Genomic DNA, 16,225 nt, shown 5'->3' on the forward strand with positions numbered 1-16,225 from the left:
TGCTCTCTGCTCTCTGCCCTCTGCCTTCCGTATCCTTAAACACGCTCGATCTCCTTCGTGCCGAACAGACCGTACGGGCGCACCAGCAGCACGGCGATCAGGATGATGAAGGGAAAGACCTCGCGGGTGCCGCCGCCGGGCACCAGGCCGTCGAGGTAACCGGCGGAGAGGTTTTCCAGGATGCCGATCAATATGCCGCCCACGATGGCGCCGGCCACCGAGTCCAGCCCACCCAGGATCACGACCGGGAAGACCTTCAGGCCGATGCCCGCCAGGCCGCCCAGGGTCAGGCCGCTCATCAGGCCCAGGATCACGCCCGCCGCCGCCGCCGTGAGGCCCGCCGCCGCCCAGGCCAGCGCGAACACCCGCTCGACCGAGGTGCCCACCGACATGGCGGCCATCTGGTCGTCGGCCACCGCGCGCATGGTGATGCCCAGGGTGCTCTTGTTGAAGAAGTAGGTGAAGCCCGCCAGCAGCGCCAGCGAGGCCAGCACCCCGGTCAGCTGGATGCGCGAGAGCTGCGTGCCGAACAGCTCGATGCCCTGGCCGCCCAGCACCGCCGGGGTGGGGAAGGAGTAGTTGCCGGCGCCGTAGGGCGTGAGGTGCAGCAGGCCGTCGATGACGCTGGCCAGCCCGATGGTCACCATGATCACCGCGATGATCGGCTCGCCCACCATGCGGCGCAGGAAGACCCGCTCGATCAACATGCCCAGCAGGAACGTCGCCACCATGGCGATCAGTCCGGCCAGCCAGAGGTTCATGCCGGCCTGGGTCAGCGCGAAGGCGATGAACGCGCCGCTGGCGATGATCTGCCCGTGCGCGAAGTTGATCACCCGGCTGGACTTGTAGATCAGCACGAAGCCCAGCGCGGCCAGGGCGTAGATCGAGCCGATCACCACACCGGCCAGTAACAGTTGCGGCAGCAGTTCCATTCAGGTGTCCTTTCCAGAGAGAGGGGCGGAGACGACGGTCATGCGCCGGCTCCCACCGGAGCGGCCTGGCTTCGGCGGGGCGCGCCCTGGGGCTGGCCGGGAACCCGGTGCACCGTCACGTCGGTCTCCAGGCGCTGGGTCTGGCCGTCCTGGTATCTGAACTCGGCCTCCACGCGCACCCGCTCCGAGCCGTCGTACAGCGCCTCCACAATGGGCGCGTACTTCTCCCGGATGGCGCCCCGGCGCACCTTGCCGGTGCGGGTCAGCTCATCGTCGTCGGCGTCGAGCAGCTTGTACAGCAGCACGAAGCGCGCGATGCGTTCATGCGGCTCCAGGCGCGTGTTGGCGACCTCGACCTCGCGGCGGATCAGCTCGGCCACCTCGGGTTTGCCGCTCAGATCCATGTAGGTGGAATAGGCCAGCTGCCTCTTTTCGGCCCACTGCCCCACGGTCAGCGGATCGACGTTCAGGAAGGCCGTCACCTCGTCCTGGCCGTCCCCGAAGGCCACGGCCTCGCGGATGAAGGGGCTGAACTTCAGGCGGTTCTCGATGTACTGCGGGCTGAAGGTCTCGCCGCCCGCCGAGCGCATCACGTCCTTCAGGCGGTCGATGACCTGCAGGTGCCCGTCCGCGGTCAGGCGGCCGGCGTCCCCGGAGTGCAGCCAGCCCTCCTTGATGGTCTCGGCGGTGGCCTCGGGCTTCTTGTAGTAGCCCTGGCACACCGCCGGGGAGCAGCTCAGGATCTCGCCGTCCTCGGAGATACGGCACTCGCCGCCCGGCAGGATCATGCCCACCGTGTCGAAACGCACGTCGCCGTCGCGGTGCACGTAGGCGATCCCGATGTTCTCGGTCTGGCCGTAGATCTGCTTCAGGTTCACGCCGAGCCCGTGGTAGAAGCGGAAGACGTCCGGCCCCAGCGCGGCGCCGCCGGTGTAGGCGTGTTTCAGGCGCAGGAAGCCCAGCTGGTCGAGCAGCGGGCGGGTCAGGCCCCAGTACGCCACCCAGCGTTTGAAGGCGGCCAGCGGCGTGGGCCGGCGGCCACTGAGCGAGGCGTCGGCGGCGTCGGTGCTCCACCCCAGCAGCCGGGCGTACAGCGCGCGGTTGGGGCCGTACGACTCCTGCATGCGGATGTACATCTGGCTCTGGATGCCCTCCCACACGCGCGGCGGCGCGAAGATGAAGTGCGGGCCGACCTCGACCAGGTCCTGCATGGCGGTCTGTGTGCTCTCGGGGAAGTTCACGGTCACGCCGTTCGCCAGGGCCACCGCCACCGACATCATCTGCTCGCCGATCCAGGCCATCGGCAGGAAGCTCAGGTAGTCCTGCCCGGCCCGGAAGCCGTCCACCTGCCCCAGCGAGGCGCCCATGTAGAGCAGGTTGCGGTGCGTGAGCATGGCCGCCTTGGGAGACCCGGTGGTGCCGGAGGTCAGGCTGAAGTGGCAGACGTCGTCGGGCCTGCCCAGCGCCGACTCGTGGGTGAACACGTCGCCGGGCTGTTCCCGGCCCAGCTTCAGCAGCTCCGCGAAGGACAGGAACCAGTCGTCGCCGGCGTGCTTGCTCATGCCCCGGGCGTCCTCGTAGATCACCCGGCGCACCCTGGGCAGGGCGGCGCGGCACTCCAGCAGCTTGTCGACCTGCTCCTCGTCCTCGGCCAGCACCACCACGGCGTCGGTGTAGTCCAGGACGTACTGCACCTCGCTGGCGGCGCTGCTCTGGTACACCCCCACGCTGACCGCGCCCAGCGCCTGCGCGCCCAGTTCCATGAAGACCCAGGCGGGAATGTTCTCCGCGATGATGGCGACCTTCTCGCCGCGTGCCACGCCCAGGGCGCTCAGGCCAGCGGCGACCTCGCGCACCCGCTCCAGATAGGCCGCGTTGGTGGTCTCGTTCCAGATGCCGAATTCCTTGTGCCGCAGCGCCACGCCCTCCGGGAACAGCTCGGCCCGGCGCGCGAGCAGTTGCGGGATGGTCAGGGCGGTCACGTCGCCCATCACGGCGCCCAGTGATGTCATGCGCCCACCGCCTGCCGGGGGTCGTGGCCCGCCACGCCGGTGTACGCCTCGATCACGCGGGGATCGGCGCTGACCTCTGCCGGGGTACCGGAGGCGATCAACTGCCCGAAGTCCAGCACGTACACCCGGTCGCTGATGTCCATGACCACGCCCAGGTCATGCTCGATCAGCACGACCGTGATGCCGTGCTCGCGCCCGATGTCGAGGACGAAGCGCACCATGTCCTCCTTCTCCTCGACGTTCATGCCGGCCATCGGCTCGTCGAGCAGCAGCAGCGAGGGCGCCAGCGTGAGCGCGCGGGCGACCTCCACGCGCTTCTGGATGCCGTAGGCCAGCGTGCCGACCGGGTGGGCGCGGTGTTCCTCCAGCTCCATGAAGTCGATGATGCGCTCGACGTAGGCGCGGTTCTCGGCCTCGCGGCGGCTGGCCCGGCCGTAGTACACCAGCGAGTCCAGCAGGCTGTACTTCAGGTGGGTGTGCCGCGCCAGCAGCAGGTTCTCCACCACGTTCAGCCCCCGGAACAGCTCCAGGTTCTGGAAGGCCCGCGCGATCCCGTAACTGGTCACCACGTTCGGCGCGGCGCGGCTCAGGTCGTGCTCGCCGTAGCTGATGCGGCCCCGGGTGGGGTGGTAGAAGCCGCTGATGCAGTTCAGCAGGCTGGTCTTCCCGGCCCCGTTCGGCCCGATGATGGACACGATCTCGCCCTCCGGGACGCTCAGGCTCACGTCACTCAGGGCGTTCAGCCCGCCGAAGGTCAGGGTGACGTGTTCAACATGCAGTTGCGACATTGCACCTCCGGAAGTGAGTGAATGGCCGAACGCGGAGTGGCGGGCATGGGCGCAGGACAGCCGTTTGCCAGACCCGATGACATTGTTGGTGGGGCGATTATGGAGGGGCAGGGCGCCGCACCGGCTCTGATCTGTCTAGACCAGTCACGGTGACAAATCGAATTTAGGCAAATCTGTCTAGACCAGTTCCGAGGGTGAGGGTGGCCGCTCGGCACACTGGACTGCACCGCACCCCTCCCCACCTCCGAGCAAAAGGCCTCCCTTGAAGACCCCGCTGACGCCCCTGGAACCCGTGCTGCGCGCCCTCCGGGTGCATGGGCAGCGCCCTGCCATCGTGGAGCCGGGCGCCCCGGCCCTCGGCTATGCCGGGCTCGCCGACCGCGTGGCCCGCCTGATGACCCTGCTGCGCGAACACGGCCTGGCGCCCGGGGGCCACGCCCTGCTGGTCTCCCCCAACACCGCCGACGCCCTGTTGGCCTTCCATGCCGTGCCGCTGGCCGGCGGCGTGATCGTGCCCCTGAACCCCGCCTTTCCCGACGAGTCGCTGCACTTCCTGGCCGCCCACGCCGACCCCTGCGTGGCCCTGGTGGACAGCGCGCACCTTGGGCGCCTGCAGGGCCGGCTGGACGACCTGGGGGTGCCGGTGATCGCCATCGGGGCGGGGGGAGGGCTCTTTGAACGGCTCGAACGCTTCCCCCGCGCGCCCCTGACCCTGCCAGCCGGGCTGGACGAGGACGGGGTCATCTCGGTCAACTACACCAGCGGCACCACCAGCGACCCCAAGGGCGTGATGCTGACCCACCGCAACGCCTTCGTGAACCTGGCCAACCTGCTCTACCACCTCAACCTGCGCCCGGGCCACGCCTTCCTGCACGCGCTGACGCTCTCGCACTCGAACGGCTGGGGCAGCGCCTGGGCGGTCACGGCGGCGGGCGCCACCCACCTGACCCTGCCCGATCCGGCGGAGCTGCGTCAGGCCATCACGGCCTCCGGGGTCACGCACCTGTGCGCCTCGCCGTCCCTGCTCGCCCCGCTGGTCGACAGCGCGGCGCCCCTGCGCCTGCCCCGGCCGGTGCGGCTGCTGCTGGCCGGCACGCGCCCGCATTCCCGGCTGCTGGGCAGCCTGCAGGAGCAGGGCTTCGAGGTGCTGCACGGCTACGGCCTGACCGAGACCAGCGCCGTGCTGAGCGTGAACGACCTGAGCGAGACGCAGGGCGCCCCCCCCCAGACCCTGACCCGTCAGGGCCACCCGATGATCTACAGCGGTGAGATCCGGGTCGTGCTGGACAGTGGCGAGGCTGCGCCCCACGACGGCCAGACGCCCGGCGAGATCGTGATCCGCTCGAACCAGACCATGAAGGGCTACTACAAGAACCCCAGGGCCACCCGCCGGGTCATGAGGGACGGCTGGCTGCATACCGGCGACCTGGCCGTCACGCACCCGGACGGCCGCATCGACATCCTTGACCGCGAGGGCGACCTGCTGAACCTGGCCGGTCATCCCTTCTCCAGCACCCAGATCGAGGCCGTGCTCTACCGCCACCCCAGCGTGCGTGAGGCCGTGGTCATCGGCACGCACGCGCAGGGCGGCGACACCCCCACCGCCTTCGTGACCCTGCATCCGGGCGCGCAGGTGCTGGGCCGCGAACTGCTGAGCTTCTGCGCCCCCCACCTGCCGGACTACGCCCTGCCCCGCCGCATCCAGCTCGTGCAGGAGTTGCCCAAGACCGCCAGCGGCAAGGTGCTCAAACACGTGCTGCGCGAACAGGTCAGGGAGAAGGCGGTGGCGCAACCAGCGGATTAGGGCAGTCAGGGGCCTGAGGGGCCCCGACCATCCTGGCCCGTGTTCCCGGGGCCGGCGTGCGCCCCGCCCCGTTCCCCCGCCACCTCTGCTACCTTCCTCGCTATGCCGGCCCCCTCCGTGACCCCTGACTGGGCCTTCGAGCGCGAGCACTGGCGCCGGGGCCACTTCCGGGTGGCGGGGGTGGACGAGGCCGGGCGCGGCGCCTGGGCGGGGCCGGTCACGGTGGCGGCCGTGATCCTGCCCGGCACGGCCCAGGACTACCCCTTCCGCGATTCCAAGCAGCTCTCGGCGGCGCAGCGGGAGGAGTACGCGGCCGAGGTGAGGCGGGTGGCCGTGACCTGGGCTGTGGAGCACGCCTGGCCCCAGGAGATCGACCGCCTGAACATCCTGGGCGCGACCCACGCGGCGGCGCTGCGGGCCCTCGCGCGCCTGAGCCCCGCTCCGCAGGCCCTGGTCACCGATTACCTGCGGCTGCGGGTGGACATCCCCATTAGCGCCCCCCCGAAAGCCGACGCCCTGAGCTACTCGGTGGCGGCGGCCAGCCTGCTCGCCAAGACGGAGCGCGACCGCCTGATGCTGGAACTGGACGCGCAGCACCCGGGCTACGGATTCGCCGGACACAAGGGCTATGGGGCGCCCGCCCACCGCGCCGCCCTGCGCGACCTGGGCGTGAGCGGGGCTCACCGGCGTAGCTACGCGCCGATCCGCGCCCTGCTGGACGACCCGGACGGCCTCCCCCGGCTGCTGTAGACACCCCGGCGCCCGTGAGGACAGGTCGTGGACTCCAGGGTGATCCGGCCAGCGTGGACGCAGGCCAACGATGAACATCTGCCTAACCCGCTTCTGTTCGCTGGCGTGCAGACCTGAGCCCAGGGCCGACCCACAGTGGGGCCAGATGCTTATGTGCGGTCAGGCACCGGGCCGGGCCGCCGTCAGATGCGTCTGGGAGTCATCATGTCCAACCGCACGTTCTCGACCATCCTGAATTTCCTGGGCTTCGCCTCCATTCTGGCCTCCATCGCCATCTGGTTCACGCAGGGCGGCACCGAGAAGTCCCACGAGGAGCGCTCGCACGGCGAACGTTTCGGCATCTTCGTGGGCCTCTGGGCGCCGACCTTCTTCATCCTGGCCAACAAGTTCCACGAGACGGCTCTGGACAGGGGCGAGTCCTGAGCCAGGCGGGGTAGGAGGGCCGCGGCCCCGAGTGGGCGGCAGCCTCGCCCTGACCGGAAGTCATTTAAACTGGGGGTCATGACGTGTCCTGGCAGCCGTCGGCAGGCGGTCGGATGACCGCTCCCCACGTCGTCTGTGTCGCCATCGACGGTGAGCACCGCTTCAGCAAGGTGCCGCAGCCGCAGATCCGGCTGCTGGCGGGACTGGGGGCCGAAGGCGACGCCCACGCGGGGGTCACCGTCAGGCACCGTTCCCGCGTGGCACGAGACCCGACGCAGCCCAATCTGCGGCAGATCCACCTGATCCAAGCGGAACTCTTCGACGAGGTGCGGGCCCAGGGATTCAGAGTGCAGGCGGCCGACCTGGGCGAGAACATCACTACTCGCGGGCTCGACCTGCTGGGCCTGCCCCGGGGCACGCGCCTGTATCTGGGCGCGTCGGCCGTGGTCGAGGTGACCGGACTTCGCAATCCCTGCGCGCAGATTGACGCCTTCCAACCGGGGCTGCTGAGAACCGTGCTGGGTCAGGACTCACAGGGGCAAACGACCTACAGGGCGGGCATCATGGGAAGGGTGCTGGCCGGCGGCGAGGTCAGGCCGGGCGACGCCATCCAGACCGAGCTGCCGCCTGGGCCGCACGAGCGGCTGGAGCGCGTTTAGAGTTGTGGTTCCATTGACCGCACCAGCTCAAGGACAGCTAGAGCTTCCACGCCCCCCTCAAGACGCGTGATGTGCAATGCGAACCCAGTCGTCTGGATCACGGCCTGTTTCCCTCCCTCCGTGTGGGGGAAGGCTGGGGACTTGAAAAGCTGCGAAGCAGAGGGGGGTGGCGGGCGAAGCTCGCCCTCGTACTGGACGCTTATGTCCCATCCCCTGTCCGATACCGGTTCTTGTCATTGCACATCAGGCGTCACAAGGGGGGCGGAGCTAAAACCTTGTGTTTACCGAGTTCGAAAAGACACTCAACCAAAACTGCCCGAACCATTGCCCCTGACGAGCGCGTTCAATCGGCGGCAGGGCGCTTCTGGAAACCCACCTGGGTCTCGGTCTTGGCGAAGCCCACGCTCTCGTACAGGCGCTGGGCGTGGTATTCGGGGTCGGCCACGATGACCAGGGTGCGGGTGCCTAGGTGCTCGCGGGCCCAGTCCCCGGCCGTGTGTACCAGGGTGCCCGCCAAGCCGCGCGAGCGGGCCTCCGGATGGGTCTCGACGCTCTGGTAGCGGGCTACCCCCTCGCCCGCGTCGAAGATGCCCAGGCCAGAGAGCATGGCCCCGGTGGCGTCGAAGGCGCCCAGCATCGCGCCGTGCCCGGCCTCCTGCGCCCGGCGGTACGAGGCCAGCTTGAGCAGTGAGAACGTGCGGTAGCCCTCCGGCTCATGGCCCCCTGGGTCGGCTGCGTTGACGGCCTCGCGCAGGGTCAGCGCGGCGGCCCAGTCGGCATCGGAGGCCAGCGGGCGGAAGGTGGCGTCGCGGCTCAGGCGGCGGGGCGGCCAGGTGCGTTCGGACGTCAGCACGCTGTCCCTGAGCACCTGGTAGCCGGCGGCCAGGAACTCCGCCGGGTCACTGGCCTCGCCTCCAGATGTGTCCACGCCGAAGACCCGGTGCTTCGCACCCGGATGATGTCGGGCGAACAGCGCGTCCCAGCGGGCCAAGTCGCCGGCCTGCGGCGCGGCCGGCATCAGCAGGAAGTTGCCCCACCAGAAGCCCTGGTTCTGCGGTGAGCGGATCACGGTCAGGTCGCCCTCGCGGGTGATGACGCTGCCCTCGTGCCGGCGCAGGGCGAGGTCCGTGAAGTAGGCCAGGGAGCGGGACATGGCCGCAGGCTAAGGCAGGGAGGGGGATGTGGGGATGCGCCATCTGGCGGGGTCGACCGGACGCGCCCATCAGTACCGGCAGTCGCGGCCGGTGATGCCGCAGGGCTCCTCGCGAGTCCAGGGGGCCTGCAGCGCGGCCTGGGCCAGCCTGGAGGCGAAGTCGGCGGTCTCGGAGACCAGCGCCGGGTCGAGGCTGCGGTCGCCCGGCGCGTGGTAGTTCACGTCCTCGCCCCGGTTCAGGTACACGGTGCGGATGCCCTGGCGCTTGAAATTCAGGTGGTCGCTGCGCCCGCTCAGCGGTGAACTGCGCCCGAAGGTCTCACGGGTGCGAGTGGGTCGGTCGTCGAAGACCCGGATGTCCGGCCGGAGCCGCCGGGCCAGCGCCAGCAGCTCGGGATGGGCCTCGACCCCCAGCGGCGCGGCCCCCACCCCCACCATGTCGAAATTGAGCATGGCGCGGGTGTCGCGCAGCGGAAAGCCGTAGGTCGTGATGAAGGCGTAACTGCCGTGCAGGCCGTCCTCCTCGGCGTCGAACAGCACGAACCAGGCGCGCCCGGCCAGGGGCGTACCGGCGGCGCGGCGGGCGGCCTCCAGCACCGCCAGCACGCCGCTGGCGTTGTCGTTGGCGCCGGGCGAGCCGTTCACGGTGTCCAGGTGGGCGCCGAACAGCACCTCCGGGCGCGCCTCGACGCGAGCCGCGATCAGGTTGTGGCCGGTCACCTCCCGCCACTCCACCCGCGAGGTCAGGCTGGCCGGCCGCCCGGCCTGCGCCAGCACCCGCTCCGCGTCCCGCGCACCGACCGTCACCAGGGGCAGCGGGGTCTCCGAGACGCGCTCCAGGGGGTGACCGGGGCAGGTCTCCACCAGCACCAGGCCCAGGCCGCCCGCGTCGATCACGCGCTCGGTCAGGTCGCGCCAGGAGCCCCGCGGGCAGGTGGTCAGGGCCAGTCCGGCCTCCAGCCCCAGCGCCCGCAGCCGCTCCGCCGGGGCGTCCGGGGGCACGCGCACCAGCCGCCCCTGCTGATCGCCCCCGCGGGCCCCGTACAGCGCCCGCACCGGCACGCGCAGCTCGCCCACCCGCAGCTCGCCGCCCTGGTCGAAGGGCCGCGTGACCTGCACCGGCTGCTCGGTCACCCGGTAGCCCAGCGCCCGGAACTGCCCGGCCAGCCAGGCGGCGGCGCGCCCATGACCCTCGCTGCCCACCGGACGCGGCCCGAAGGCGGCGAGGTCGGCCCAGTCCTGCGCGGGGGTGCGGGTCAGGGCGGCGCCCTGGGGGCTCAGGTCGTGCGGCCGGCCGAGCACCGACCACCCGCCCCAGAGGGCCAGGAGCGCCAGCATGGCGGGCACCAGCCAGTGCCACAGGGGCCGGGCCGGACGGGTCGGCAGGGCGCGGCGCCGGGCGTACATGATGGGAGGATACGAGGCTGGCGGGCAGCGGGTTTCCTCAGTCGAGCGGCGTCCGGGGGCCAGGCTCTGCGCGTCCAGTGTGCTCCGGCCCTGTGAGCCGGGCCCACTCCTGGGTACACTGCCGGGCGTGAACGTCAGGAATTTTTCCATCATCGCCCATGTGGATCACGGCAAGTCGACCCTTGCCGACCGCATTCTGGAACGGCTGGGCGCGATGGGCGAGCGCGACAAGCGCGATCAGACCCTCGATACGCTGGAACTCGAACGCGAGCGCGGCATCACCATCAAGTCCACGCCCATCCGGCTGACCTACACCCGGCCCCTGAAGGACGACGGGACGGGCGGCGACTCCTACACCTTCAACCTGATCGACACGCCCGGCCACGTGGACTTCAACTACGAGGTCTCGCGCTCGCTGGCCGCCTGCGAGGGCGTGCTGCTGCTGGTGGACGCCTCGCAGGGCGTGGAGGCGCAGACCATCGTCAACGCCTACCTCGCCATCGACTCGAACCTGGAGATCATCCCGGTCATCAACAAGATCGACCTGCCCGCCGCCGACCCCGAGGGCGCCGCGAAGGAGCTGGAGGACGTGATCGGCATCCCCGCAGAGGACGCCGTGTTCGCCTCGGCCAAGGCCGGGATCGGCATCACCGAGATCCTGGAGGCCATCGTCGAGCGCATCCCCGGCCCCTCGGGCGATCCGGAGGCGCCGCTCAAGGCGCTGATCTTCGACTCCTTCTACGACGCCTACCAGGGCGTGATCCTTTTTGTGCGGGTGCTGGAAGGCACCCTGAGCAAGGGGCAGCCGATCATGCTGGTGAACTCCGGCAAGACCTTCGACGTCGACCGGGTGGGCATCTTCACGCCGGGGCTGGTCGTGGGCGAGGCCTTGCAGGCGGGCTCCGTGGGCTGGGTCGCCGCCGGCATCCGCGACATCCACGACGCGCAGGTGGGCGACACCATCACCCAGAAGAACCGCCCCACGCCGGAGCCCTTCCCCGGCTTCAAGCCCGCGCAGCCGGTGGTGTTCTCGGGCCTGTACCCGACCGACACCGAGGACTACCGCAAGATGCGCGACGCCCTGGAAAAGCTCAAGCTCAACGACGCCGCCTTCACCTTCGAGCCCGAGACCTCGGAGGCGCTGGGCTTCGGCTTCCGCTGCGGCTTCCTGGGCCTGCTGCACGCCGAGATCATCCAGGAACGCCTGGAGCGCGAGTACGACCTGGATCTGATCGCCACCGCGCCCGCCGTGATCTACCGCATCTCGCTCACCAACGGCGAGATCTTCGAGACCCAGAACCCGGCCGAGTTCCCCACCCGCGACCGGATCTCGCAGACCGAGGAGCCGTACATCAAGCTGAGCATCATGCTGCCCGAGGACTACGTGGGGCCGGTCATGCAGCTGCTGCAGGAGCGCCGGGGCTCGATGATCACCATGAACTACGTGGGCAAGCGCGTGGAGCTGCTGTACGAGGTGCCCTTCGCGGAGATCCTCTACGACTTCCACGACCGCCTGAAATCCATCTCGCGCGGCTACGCCTCGATGGACTACGAGCAGATCGGCTACCGCGACGGCGATCTGCGGAAAGTCGACATCATGGTGAACAACGAGGTCGTGGACGCGCTCGCCGTGATCGTCCACGAGGACAAGGCCTACGCCATCGGGCGCAAGATCGTGGACAAGATGGCGGAGGTCATTCCACGACAGATGTTCCCGGTGCCGGTGCAGGCGACCATCGGCGGCAAGATCATCGCCCGCGCGACCGTCAAGGCCTACCGCAAGGACGTGCTCGCCAAGTGTTACGGCGGCGATATCTCGCGCAAGAAGAAGCTGCTGAACAAGCAGAAGAAGGGCCGCGCCCGCATGAAGCAGATCGGCACCGTGGAAGTGCCGCAGGAAGCCTTCCTGGCCGTCCTCAGCACCGACGAGTAGAGCGGGGAGAGCGAAAGGGAGGCGGCATGGCGAACGCCCGACGGGTGCAGCGGCTGTATGACCGCCAGGCCTCCCGCTACGACGCGCGGTCGGCCTCGCGCCGCCTGGACGCCCTGCGCGCCGCGCTGTTCGCCCACGCCTCCGGCGACGTTCTGGAACTCGGGGTCGGCACCGGCGCGACCTTCGCGCATTACCCGGGCACGCTGGTCAGCCTGACCGGGCTGGACGTGAGCCCTGAGATGCTGTCGCGGGCGCAGGCCAGGGCGACCGGCCTGCCCTTTCCCGTGCGGCTGGTGCAGCACGACTTCCAGACGCTGCCCTACGGGCCGGCGAGTTTCTACACGGTAACGTCGTCCCTGGGGCTGTGCGGGATTCCCGACCCGGCCGGGTTGTTCGGCGAGGTGCGGCGGGTGCTGCGCCCCGGCGGACAGCTGCTGGCCCTGGAGCACGTCCGCCCCCCGCAGGTCTGGCTCGGACTCGTGGCAGACGGCATTGACCCGCTGTTCGAACGCTTCGTCGGCTGTCACGCCAACCGGCCCACCCCGCACCTGCTGCGGGAAGCCGGCTTCACCGTGGAGGTGCTGGAGCGGCGCCTGGCGGGGATTCTGGTGGACATCCGCGCCACGCCGACCTAAACAGCGGAACGCCGGGCGGGCGGGTTCCCGGTTCCCACCCGGGCCTGCCCGCTGGGGGTGGGGGTTGACAGAACCCTCCCCATCGTGAGGGTTCTGTCAGACCCGGCCCCGTAAGCTGAGTTTCATGAGCGCCGGCCATCCCCCCCTGCACCCCGACGAGGTGGCCCTGCCGGCCCCTGAGCGGGCCGGGGTGCGGTGGGGACGGGGGCGCGCCCTGACCACCTTGCGCGCCCAGTTCACGCTGGTCATCTTCATGCTGGCCTTCCTGCCCAACCTGGTGCTGACCTTCATGGCGCAGCCGACGGTGCCCCTGGCCAGCCTGGCGGTCTGGATGCTGCTGGTCGGCGGGCTGTGCGGCGCGGTGGGCTACATGCTCAGCGGCACCCTGCTCAGGTCGCTCAGCCGCCTGCAGGGCGAGGTGCAGCGCGGCGACTTCGCCCAGCCCCACGCCGACGATCCGGTGGAGATCCTCTCGCTCAGGTCGGCTTTCGGCAGCCTGCTGGGGCGCCTGGGCGTGGAGCAGACCCGCCGCAACGCCTTTATCGCCACCCTGGTGCACGACCTCAAGACCCCGCTGATTGCCACCGGGCACCTGACCCAGGCCCTGACCACCCTGCCCCTGCCCGAGGCCGAGCGCCGCGAGGTCGGCGTGCAGATCCAGGCCGAGACCGGCCGCCTGCTGGCCCTGGTGCAGCAGATGGCCGATGCCCACCGCTTCGAGCGCGAGGACGTGCGCGTGCATACGGCGCCCACCGATCTGCGCGCGCTGCTGGACGGCGTGGCCCGCCGCCTGCAGCCCCAGGCCGACGGACGCGGCCTGCGCCTGAGCGTGACCGGTGCCGGGCAGGCCCACGTGGACGCCCCGGTGCTGGAGCGCGCCGTGACCAATCTGGTCGAGAACGCGGTTCGCTACGCCCAGACCGGCATCCAGCTCGCGGCCGGGCCCCTGGGGGTCACGGTGTCCGACGACGGCCCCGGCCTGAGTGTGCCGGTGGACGTGCTGGCCCAGCCCTTCAACTCGCAGCCCACCACCATCGCGGGGCAGCAGTACACCGCCGGCACCGCCGGGCTGGGCCTCTTCATCGCCCGGCGCATCGCCGAGGCGCATGGCGGCGCCCTCGTCTACGACCGCTCCCCTGCCCCGGCGCCGCCGGACATTCCCCCCGAAGCCGTCCCCACCCCGCCCCCCACCGAACTCACCCACTTCACGCTCCACCTCCCGGAGGTCACCCCATGAGACTCGTCATCGCCGATGATCACCCGCTGTTCCGTATGGGCCTCAAGTACGCCCTGATCAACCAGGGCTTCGATGTGGTGGCCGAGGCCGCCGACGGCCTGGCCGCCCTGGACGCCTGCCGCACCCTGCAGCCCGACGCCGCCCTGCTGGACGTCAAGATGCCCGGCATGACCGGCATCGAGGTCTGCGAGAGATTGCGCCTGAGCAACCCCGGCGTGGTCTCCGTGCTGATCACCACCTTCGCCGAGCCGGCCATCGTGCAGGCCGCCCGCGCCGCCGGAGCACGCGGCTACGTGAGCAAGGAGACCGACCCGGAAAGTCTGGCCCGCCAGCTGCGCGACATCGTCGCCAACCCCGAGGTCGACCGCCTGCCGCACGTGAACGTGCCGCGCCTGACCCCCCGCGAGTCCGAGGTGCTGCCCCTGCTGGCCCAGGGTTACTCGAACAAGGAGATCGCCAAGAACCTGGGGGTGTCGCCGGACACGGTCAAGGATCACCTCGCCCGGCTGTACGCCAAGCTCGATGCCGGCGACCGCACCGAGGCCGTGAGCCGCGCCCGCAGCATCGGGCTGCTCCACTGAGCGCCCCAGTCCCACCCGACGTGACGAAGGAAGGCGGCCCTCATGGTCGCCTTCCGCGCTTGTCGGGACTGGCTGCGGGCTCCCTCCAGCGGGAGCTAGATCCTGTATGGATCGGCTGTCAGGCTGGCTGGGTGACTGCCTCCCTGCGTTCCACGGCCCTGTCCGCCGCCCTGACCCTCGGCGCCGCCAGCGCCCAATCGTCCACCGCCAGCGACGGCCCGACCGTCTGGGGCGGGATCTCATCCGAGGTGCTGATCCTGCCGACCCTCTACGGCGCCCTGAGCCTTCCCCTGACAACCACCTCGCCGCAGGTCTCGGTGCGGGGCGGCGTGCAGTATCTGGCCGGCGAGGTGGCCTTCGGGGCCGACCTGCTGCTCGGTTCCGGCCCGCGTGGCCTGTACGGTGGCCCCAGCGGCGCCCTGATCGTGGGCACCTCGCCCGGCTGGATGGCCGGCGCCCTGCTGGGCTACCGCAACACCCTCTCCGGCGGGCGCTGGGGCTATTTCGTGGAGGGCAAGGCGCGGTACCTCTTCCTGAAGGGCGCCGTCACCGGTCACTATGCCGGCGCCACCCCGGAGGATCTGTCCTTCGTGTCGCCGGGCCTGGGCTTCGGCCTGACCTACCGCTTCTAACCCTCTGTGCTCTGCCGGGCCGGGCCGCCTGTACCCTCGCTGGCCTGTACCCTCGCAGGTATGAGCGGCCCCTTCCAGCTGTCTGCCCGTGCCCTGAGCCTCAAGCCGTCGTCCACGGTCGCCGTGAGTTCCCGCGCGCTGGAGCTGCGCCGCCAGGGCATCGACGTCATCTCCATGAGCGTGGGCGAACCGGACTTCGACACGCCCGCGCACGTGAAGGCGGCGGCCATCCACGCCATCGAGTCCGGCAAGACCAAATACACGGCGGTGAGCGGGATCGCCGAACTGCGGGAGGCCATCAGCGCCAAGTTCACGCGCGAGAACGGGCTGAACCACGCACCGGACGCCGTGACCGTCACCAGCGGCGGCAAGCAGGCGCTGTTCAATGCCTTCTTCGCGCTGCTGAACCCTGGCGACGAGGTGCTGATCCCGGCGCCCTACTGGGTCAGCTATCCCGAGATGGTGGCCTTCACGGGAGCCGTGCCCGTGCCGGTGCCGACCACCCCGGAATCGGGCTTCATGCTCGATCCGGGCGTGCTGGAGGCCCTGGTCACGCCGCGCACCCGCATGATCGTGCTGAACAGCCCCGGCAACCCGACGGGCGCCGTCTTCCCGCCGGAGGTGCTGCAGGCCGTGGCCGAGCTCGCCCAGCGCCACTCCCTGACCATCGTCAGCGACGAGATGTACGAGCATCTGGTCTACGACGCCGAGCAGGTCAGCATCGGCCGCTACGCCCCCGAGCACACCCTGACGGTCAACGGGGCGAGCAAGGCCTACGCCATGACCGGCTGGCGCATCGGCTACGCGGGCGGGCCGAAGGGCGTGATCGCCGCCATGAACGCCATCCAGTCGCAGAGCACGTCGAACGCCAGTTCGGTCTCCCAGTACGCCGCCCTGGCCGCGCTGGAACAGCATGAGGAGACGGCGCGCTTCGTCGAGATGGCCAGGAATGCCTACCGCGAGCGGCGCGACTTCATCGTGGCGGGGCTGAACGCGCTGGGCCTGCCCACGCCCACCCCGCAGGGTGCCTTCTATGTCATGACCGATATCACGAGCATCCACCCAGGCGAACTGGAGGCGGCGCGCATCATCCTGGACGACGCGCGGGTGGCGGTGGTGCCCGGCACCGACTTTGGCGCGCCCGGCCAGGTGCGCCTGAGCTACGCCGCGGGCATGGACACTCTGGCCGAGGTACTGCGGCGCATCGGCGGGGTCGTCAGCCGGTAGGCGGCGCGCGCGGCGAACAGGGGCCGGGAACTCCGGCGGCCCTCCCTCCGTA

Annotated in this window: 15 protein-coding genes; 10 read left to right on the plus strand and 5 right to left on the minus strand. The window is 70.2% G+C overall.

Annotation, left to right across the window (positions count from 1 at the left end):
• Positions 1–35: 35 nt before the first annotated feature.
• From CVO96_RS02145 to CVO96_RS02155, 3 genes are read right to left on the minus strand one after another with little or no spacing between them, the layout of a single operon-like run.
• Complete coding sequence (locus tag CVO96_RS02145; protein ID WP_103309816.1) at positions 36–932, minus strand: branched-chain amino acid ABC transporter permease; 897 nt, start codon at positions 930–932, stop codon at positions 36–38.
• 38 nt (positions 933–970) lie between these two features.
• Entirely contained in the window at positions 971–2,944 is a 1,974-nt protein-coding gene (locus CVO96_RS02150) for an AMP-binding protein (protein WP_207795271.1), read from the minus strand.
• Positions 2,941–3,732, minus strand: coding sequence for an ABC transporter ATP-binding protein (locus CVO96_RS02155; protein ID WP_103309819.1), 792 nt, complete (start codon positions 3,730–3,732; stop codon positions 2,941–2,943). Before CVO96_RS02155 ends, CVO96_RS02150 begins: the two co-directional genes overlap by 4 nt.
• Before the next feature lie 262 nt (positions 3,733–3,994).
• Here CVO96_RS02155 and CVO96_RS02160 point away from each other — a divergent pair, with 262 nt between their 5' ends.
• From CVO96_RS02160 to CVO96_RS02175, 4 genes are all read left to right on the plus strand, one after another.
• Entirely contained in the window at positions 3,995–5,536 is a 1,542-nt protein-coding gene (locus CVO96_RS02160; RefSeq protein ID WP_103309822.1) for an AMP-binding protein, read from the plus strand.
• 102 nt (positions 5,537–5,638) lie between these two features.
• Positions 5,639–6,286, plus strand: a complete 648-nt coding sequence (locus CVO96_RS02165; RefSeq protein ID WP_103309824.1) for a ribonuclease HII — start codon at positions 5,639–5,641, stop codon at positions 6,284–6,286.
• Positions 6,287–6,490: 204 nt separating this feature from the next.
• Positions 6,491–6,709 carry a hypothetical protein gene (locus tag CVO96_RS02170; protein ID WP_103313245.1) on the plus strand — a complete coding sequence of 73 codons (219 nt, stop codon included), beginning with the start codon at positions 6,491–6,493 and terminating at the stop codon, positions 6,707–6,709.
• A 113-nt stretch (positions 6,710–6,822) separates the two neighbouring features.
• Positions 6,823–7,368 carry an MOSC domain-containing protein gene (locus CVO96_RS02175; protein ID WP_103309827.1) on the plus strand — a complete coding sequence of 182 codons (546 nt, stop codon included), beginning with the start codon at positions 6,823–6,825 and terminating at the stop codon, positions 7,366–7,368.
• 343 nt (positions 7,369–7,711) lie between these two features.
• Here the strand turns inward: CVO96_RS02175 and CVO96_RS02180 are convergent, their stop codons facing one another.
• Both CVO96_RS02180 and CVO96_RS02185 read right to left on the minus strand, forming a co-directional pair.
• Positions 7,712–8,521, minus strand: a complete 810-nt coding sequence (locus CVO96_RS02180; RefSeq protein WP_103309829.1) for a GNAT family N-acetyltransferase — start codon at positions 8,519–8,521, stop codon at positions 7,712–7,714.
• A 69-nt stretch (positions 8,522–8,590) separates the two neighbouring features.
• Positions 8,591–9,928: a M28 family metallopeptidase gene (locus CVO96_RS02185; protein ID WP_103309831.1), complete on the minus strand. Its 1,338-nt coding sequence runs from the start codon at positions 9,926–9,928 to the stop codon at positions 8,591–8,593.
• A gap of 109 nt (positions 9,929–10,037) precedes the next feature.
• Here CVO96_RS02185 and lepA point away from each other — a divergent pair, with 109 nt between their 5' ends.
• From lepA to CVO96_RS02215, 6 genes are all read left to right on the plus strand, one after another.
• On the plus strand, positions 10,038–11,861 hold the full coding sequence (gene lepA, locus CVO96_RS02190; protein WP_103313246.1) for a translation elongation factor 4: 1,824 nt from the start codon (positions 10,038–10,040) through the stop codon (positions 11,859–11,861).
• A 26-nt stretch (positions 11,862–11,887) separates the two neighbouring features.
• On the plus strand, positions 11,888–12,496 hold the full coding sequence (locus CVO96_RS02195; RefSeq protein WP_103309833.1) for a class I SAM-dependent methyltransferase: 609 nt from the start codon (positions 11,888–11,890) through the stop codon (positions 12,494–12,496).
• A 124-nt stretch (positions 12,497–12,620) separates the two neighbouring features.
• Complete coding sequence (locus CVO96_RS02200; RefSeq protein WP_103309835.1) at positions 12,621–13,733, plus strand: sensor histidine kinase; 1,113 nt, start codon at positions 12,621–12,623, stop codon at positions 13,731–13,733.
• On the plus strand, positions 13,730–14,314 hold the full coding sequence (locus CVO96_RS02205; RefSeq protein WP_103309838.1) for a response regulator transcription factor: 585 nt from the start codon (positions 13,730–13,732) through the stop codon (positions 14,312–14,314). The genes CVO96_RS02200 and CVO96_RS02205 overlap by 4 nt, the downstream gene beginning before the upstream one ends.
• A gap of 131 nt (positions 14,315–14,445) precedes the next feature.
• On the plus strand, positions 14,446–14,946 hold the full coding sequence (locus CVO96_RS02210) for a hypothetical protein (RefSeq protein ID WP_133161727.1): 501 nt from the start codon (positions 14,446–14,448) through the stop codon (positions 14,944–14,946).
• A 60-nt stretch (positions 14,947–15,006) separates the two neighbouring features.
• Positions 15,007–16,173, plus strand: a complete 1,167-nt coding sequence (locus CVO96_RS02215) for a pyridoxal phosphate-dependent aminotransferase (RefSeq protein WP_103309844.1) — start codon at positions 15,007–15,009, stop codon at positions 16,171–16,173.
• Positions 16,174–16,225 lie beyond the last annotated feature (52 nt).

This window comes from Deinococcus koreensis (assembly GCF_002901445.1).
Lineage (GTDB): Bacteria > Deinococcota > Deinococci > Deinococcales > Deinococcaceae > Deinococcus > Deinococcus koreensis.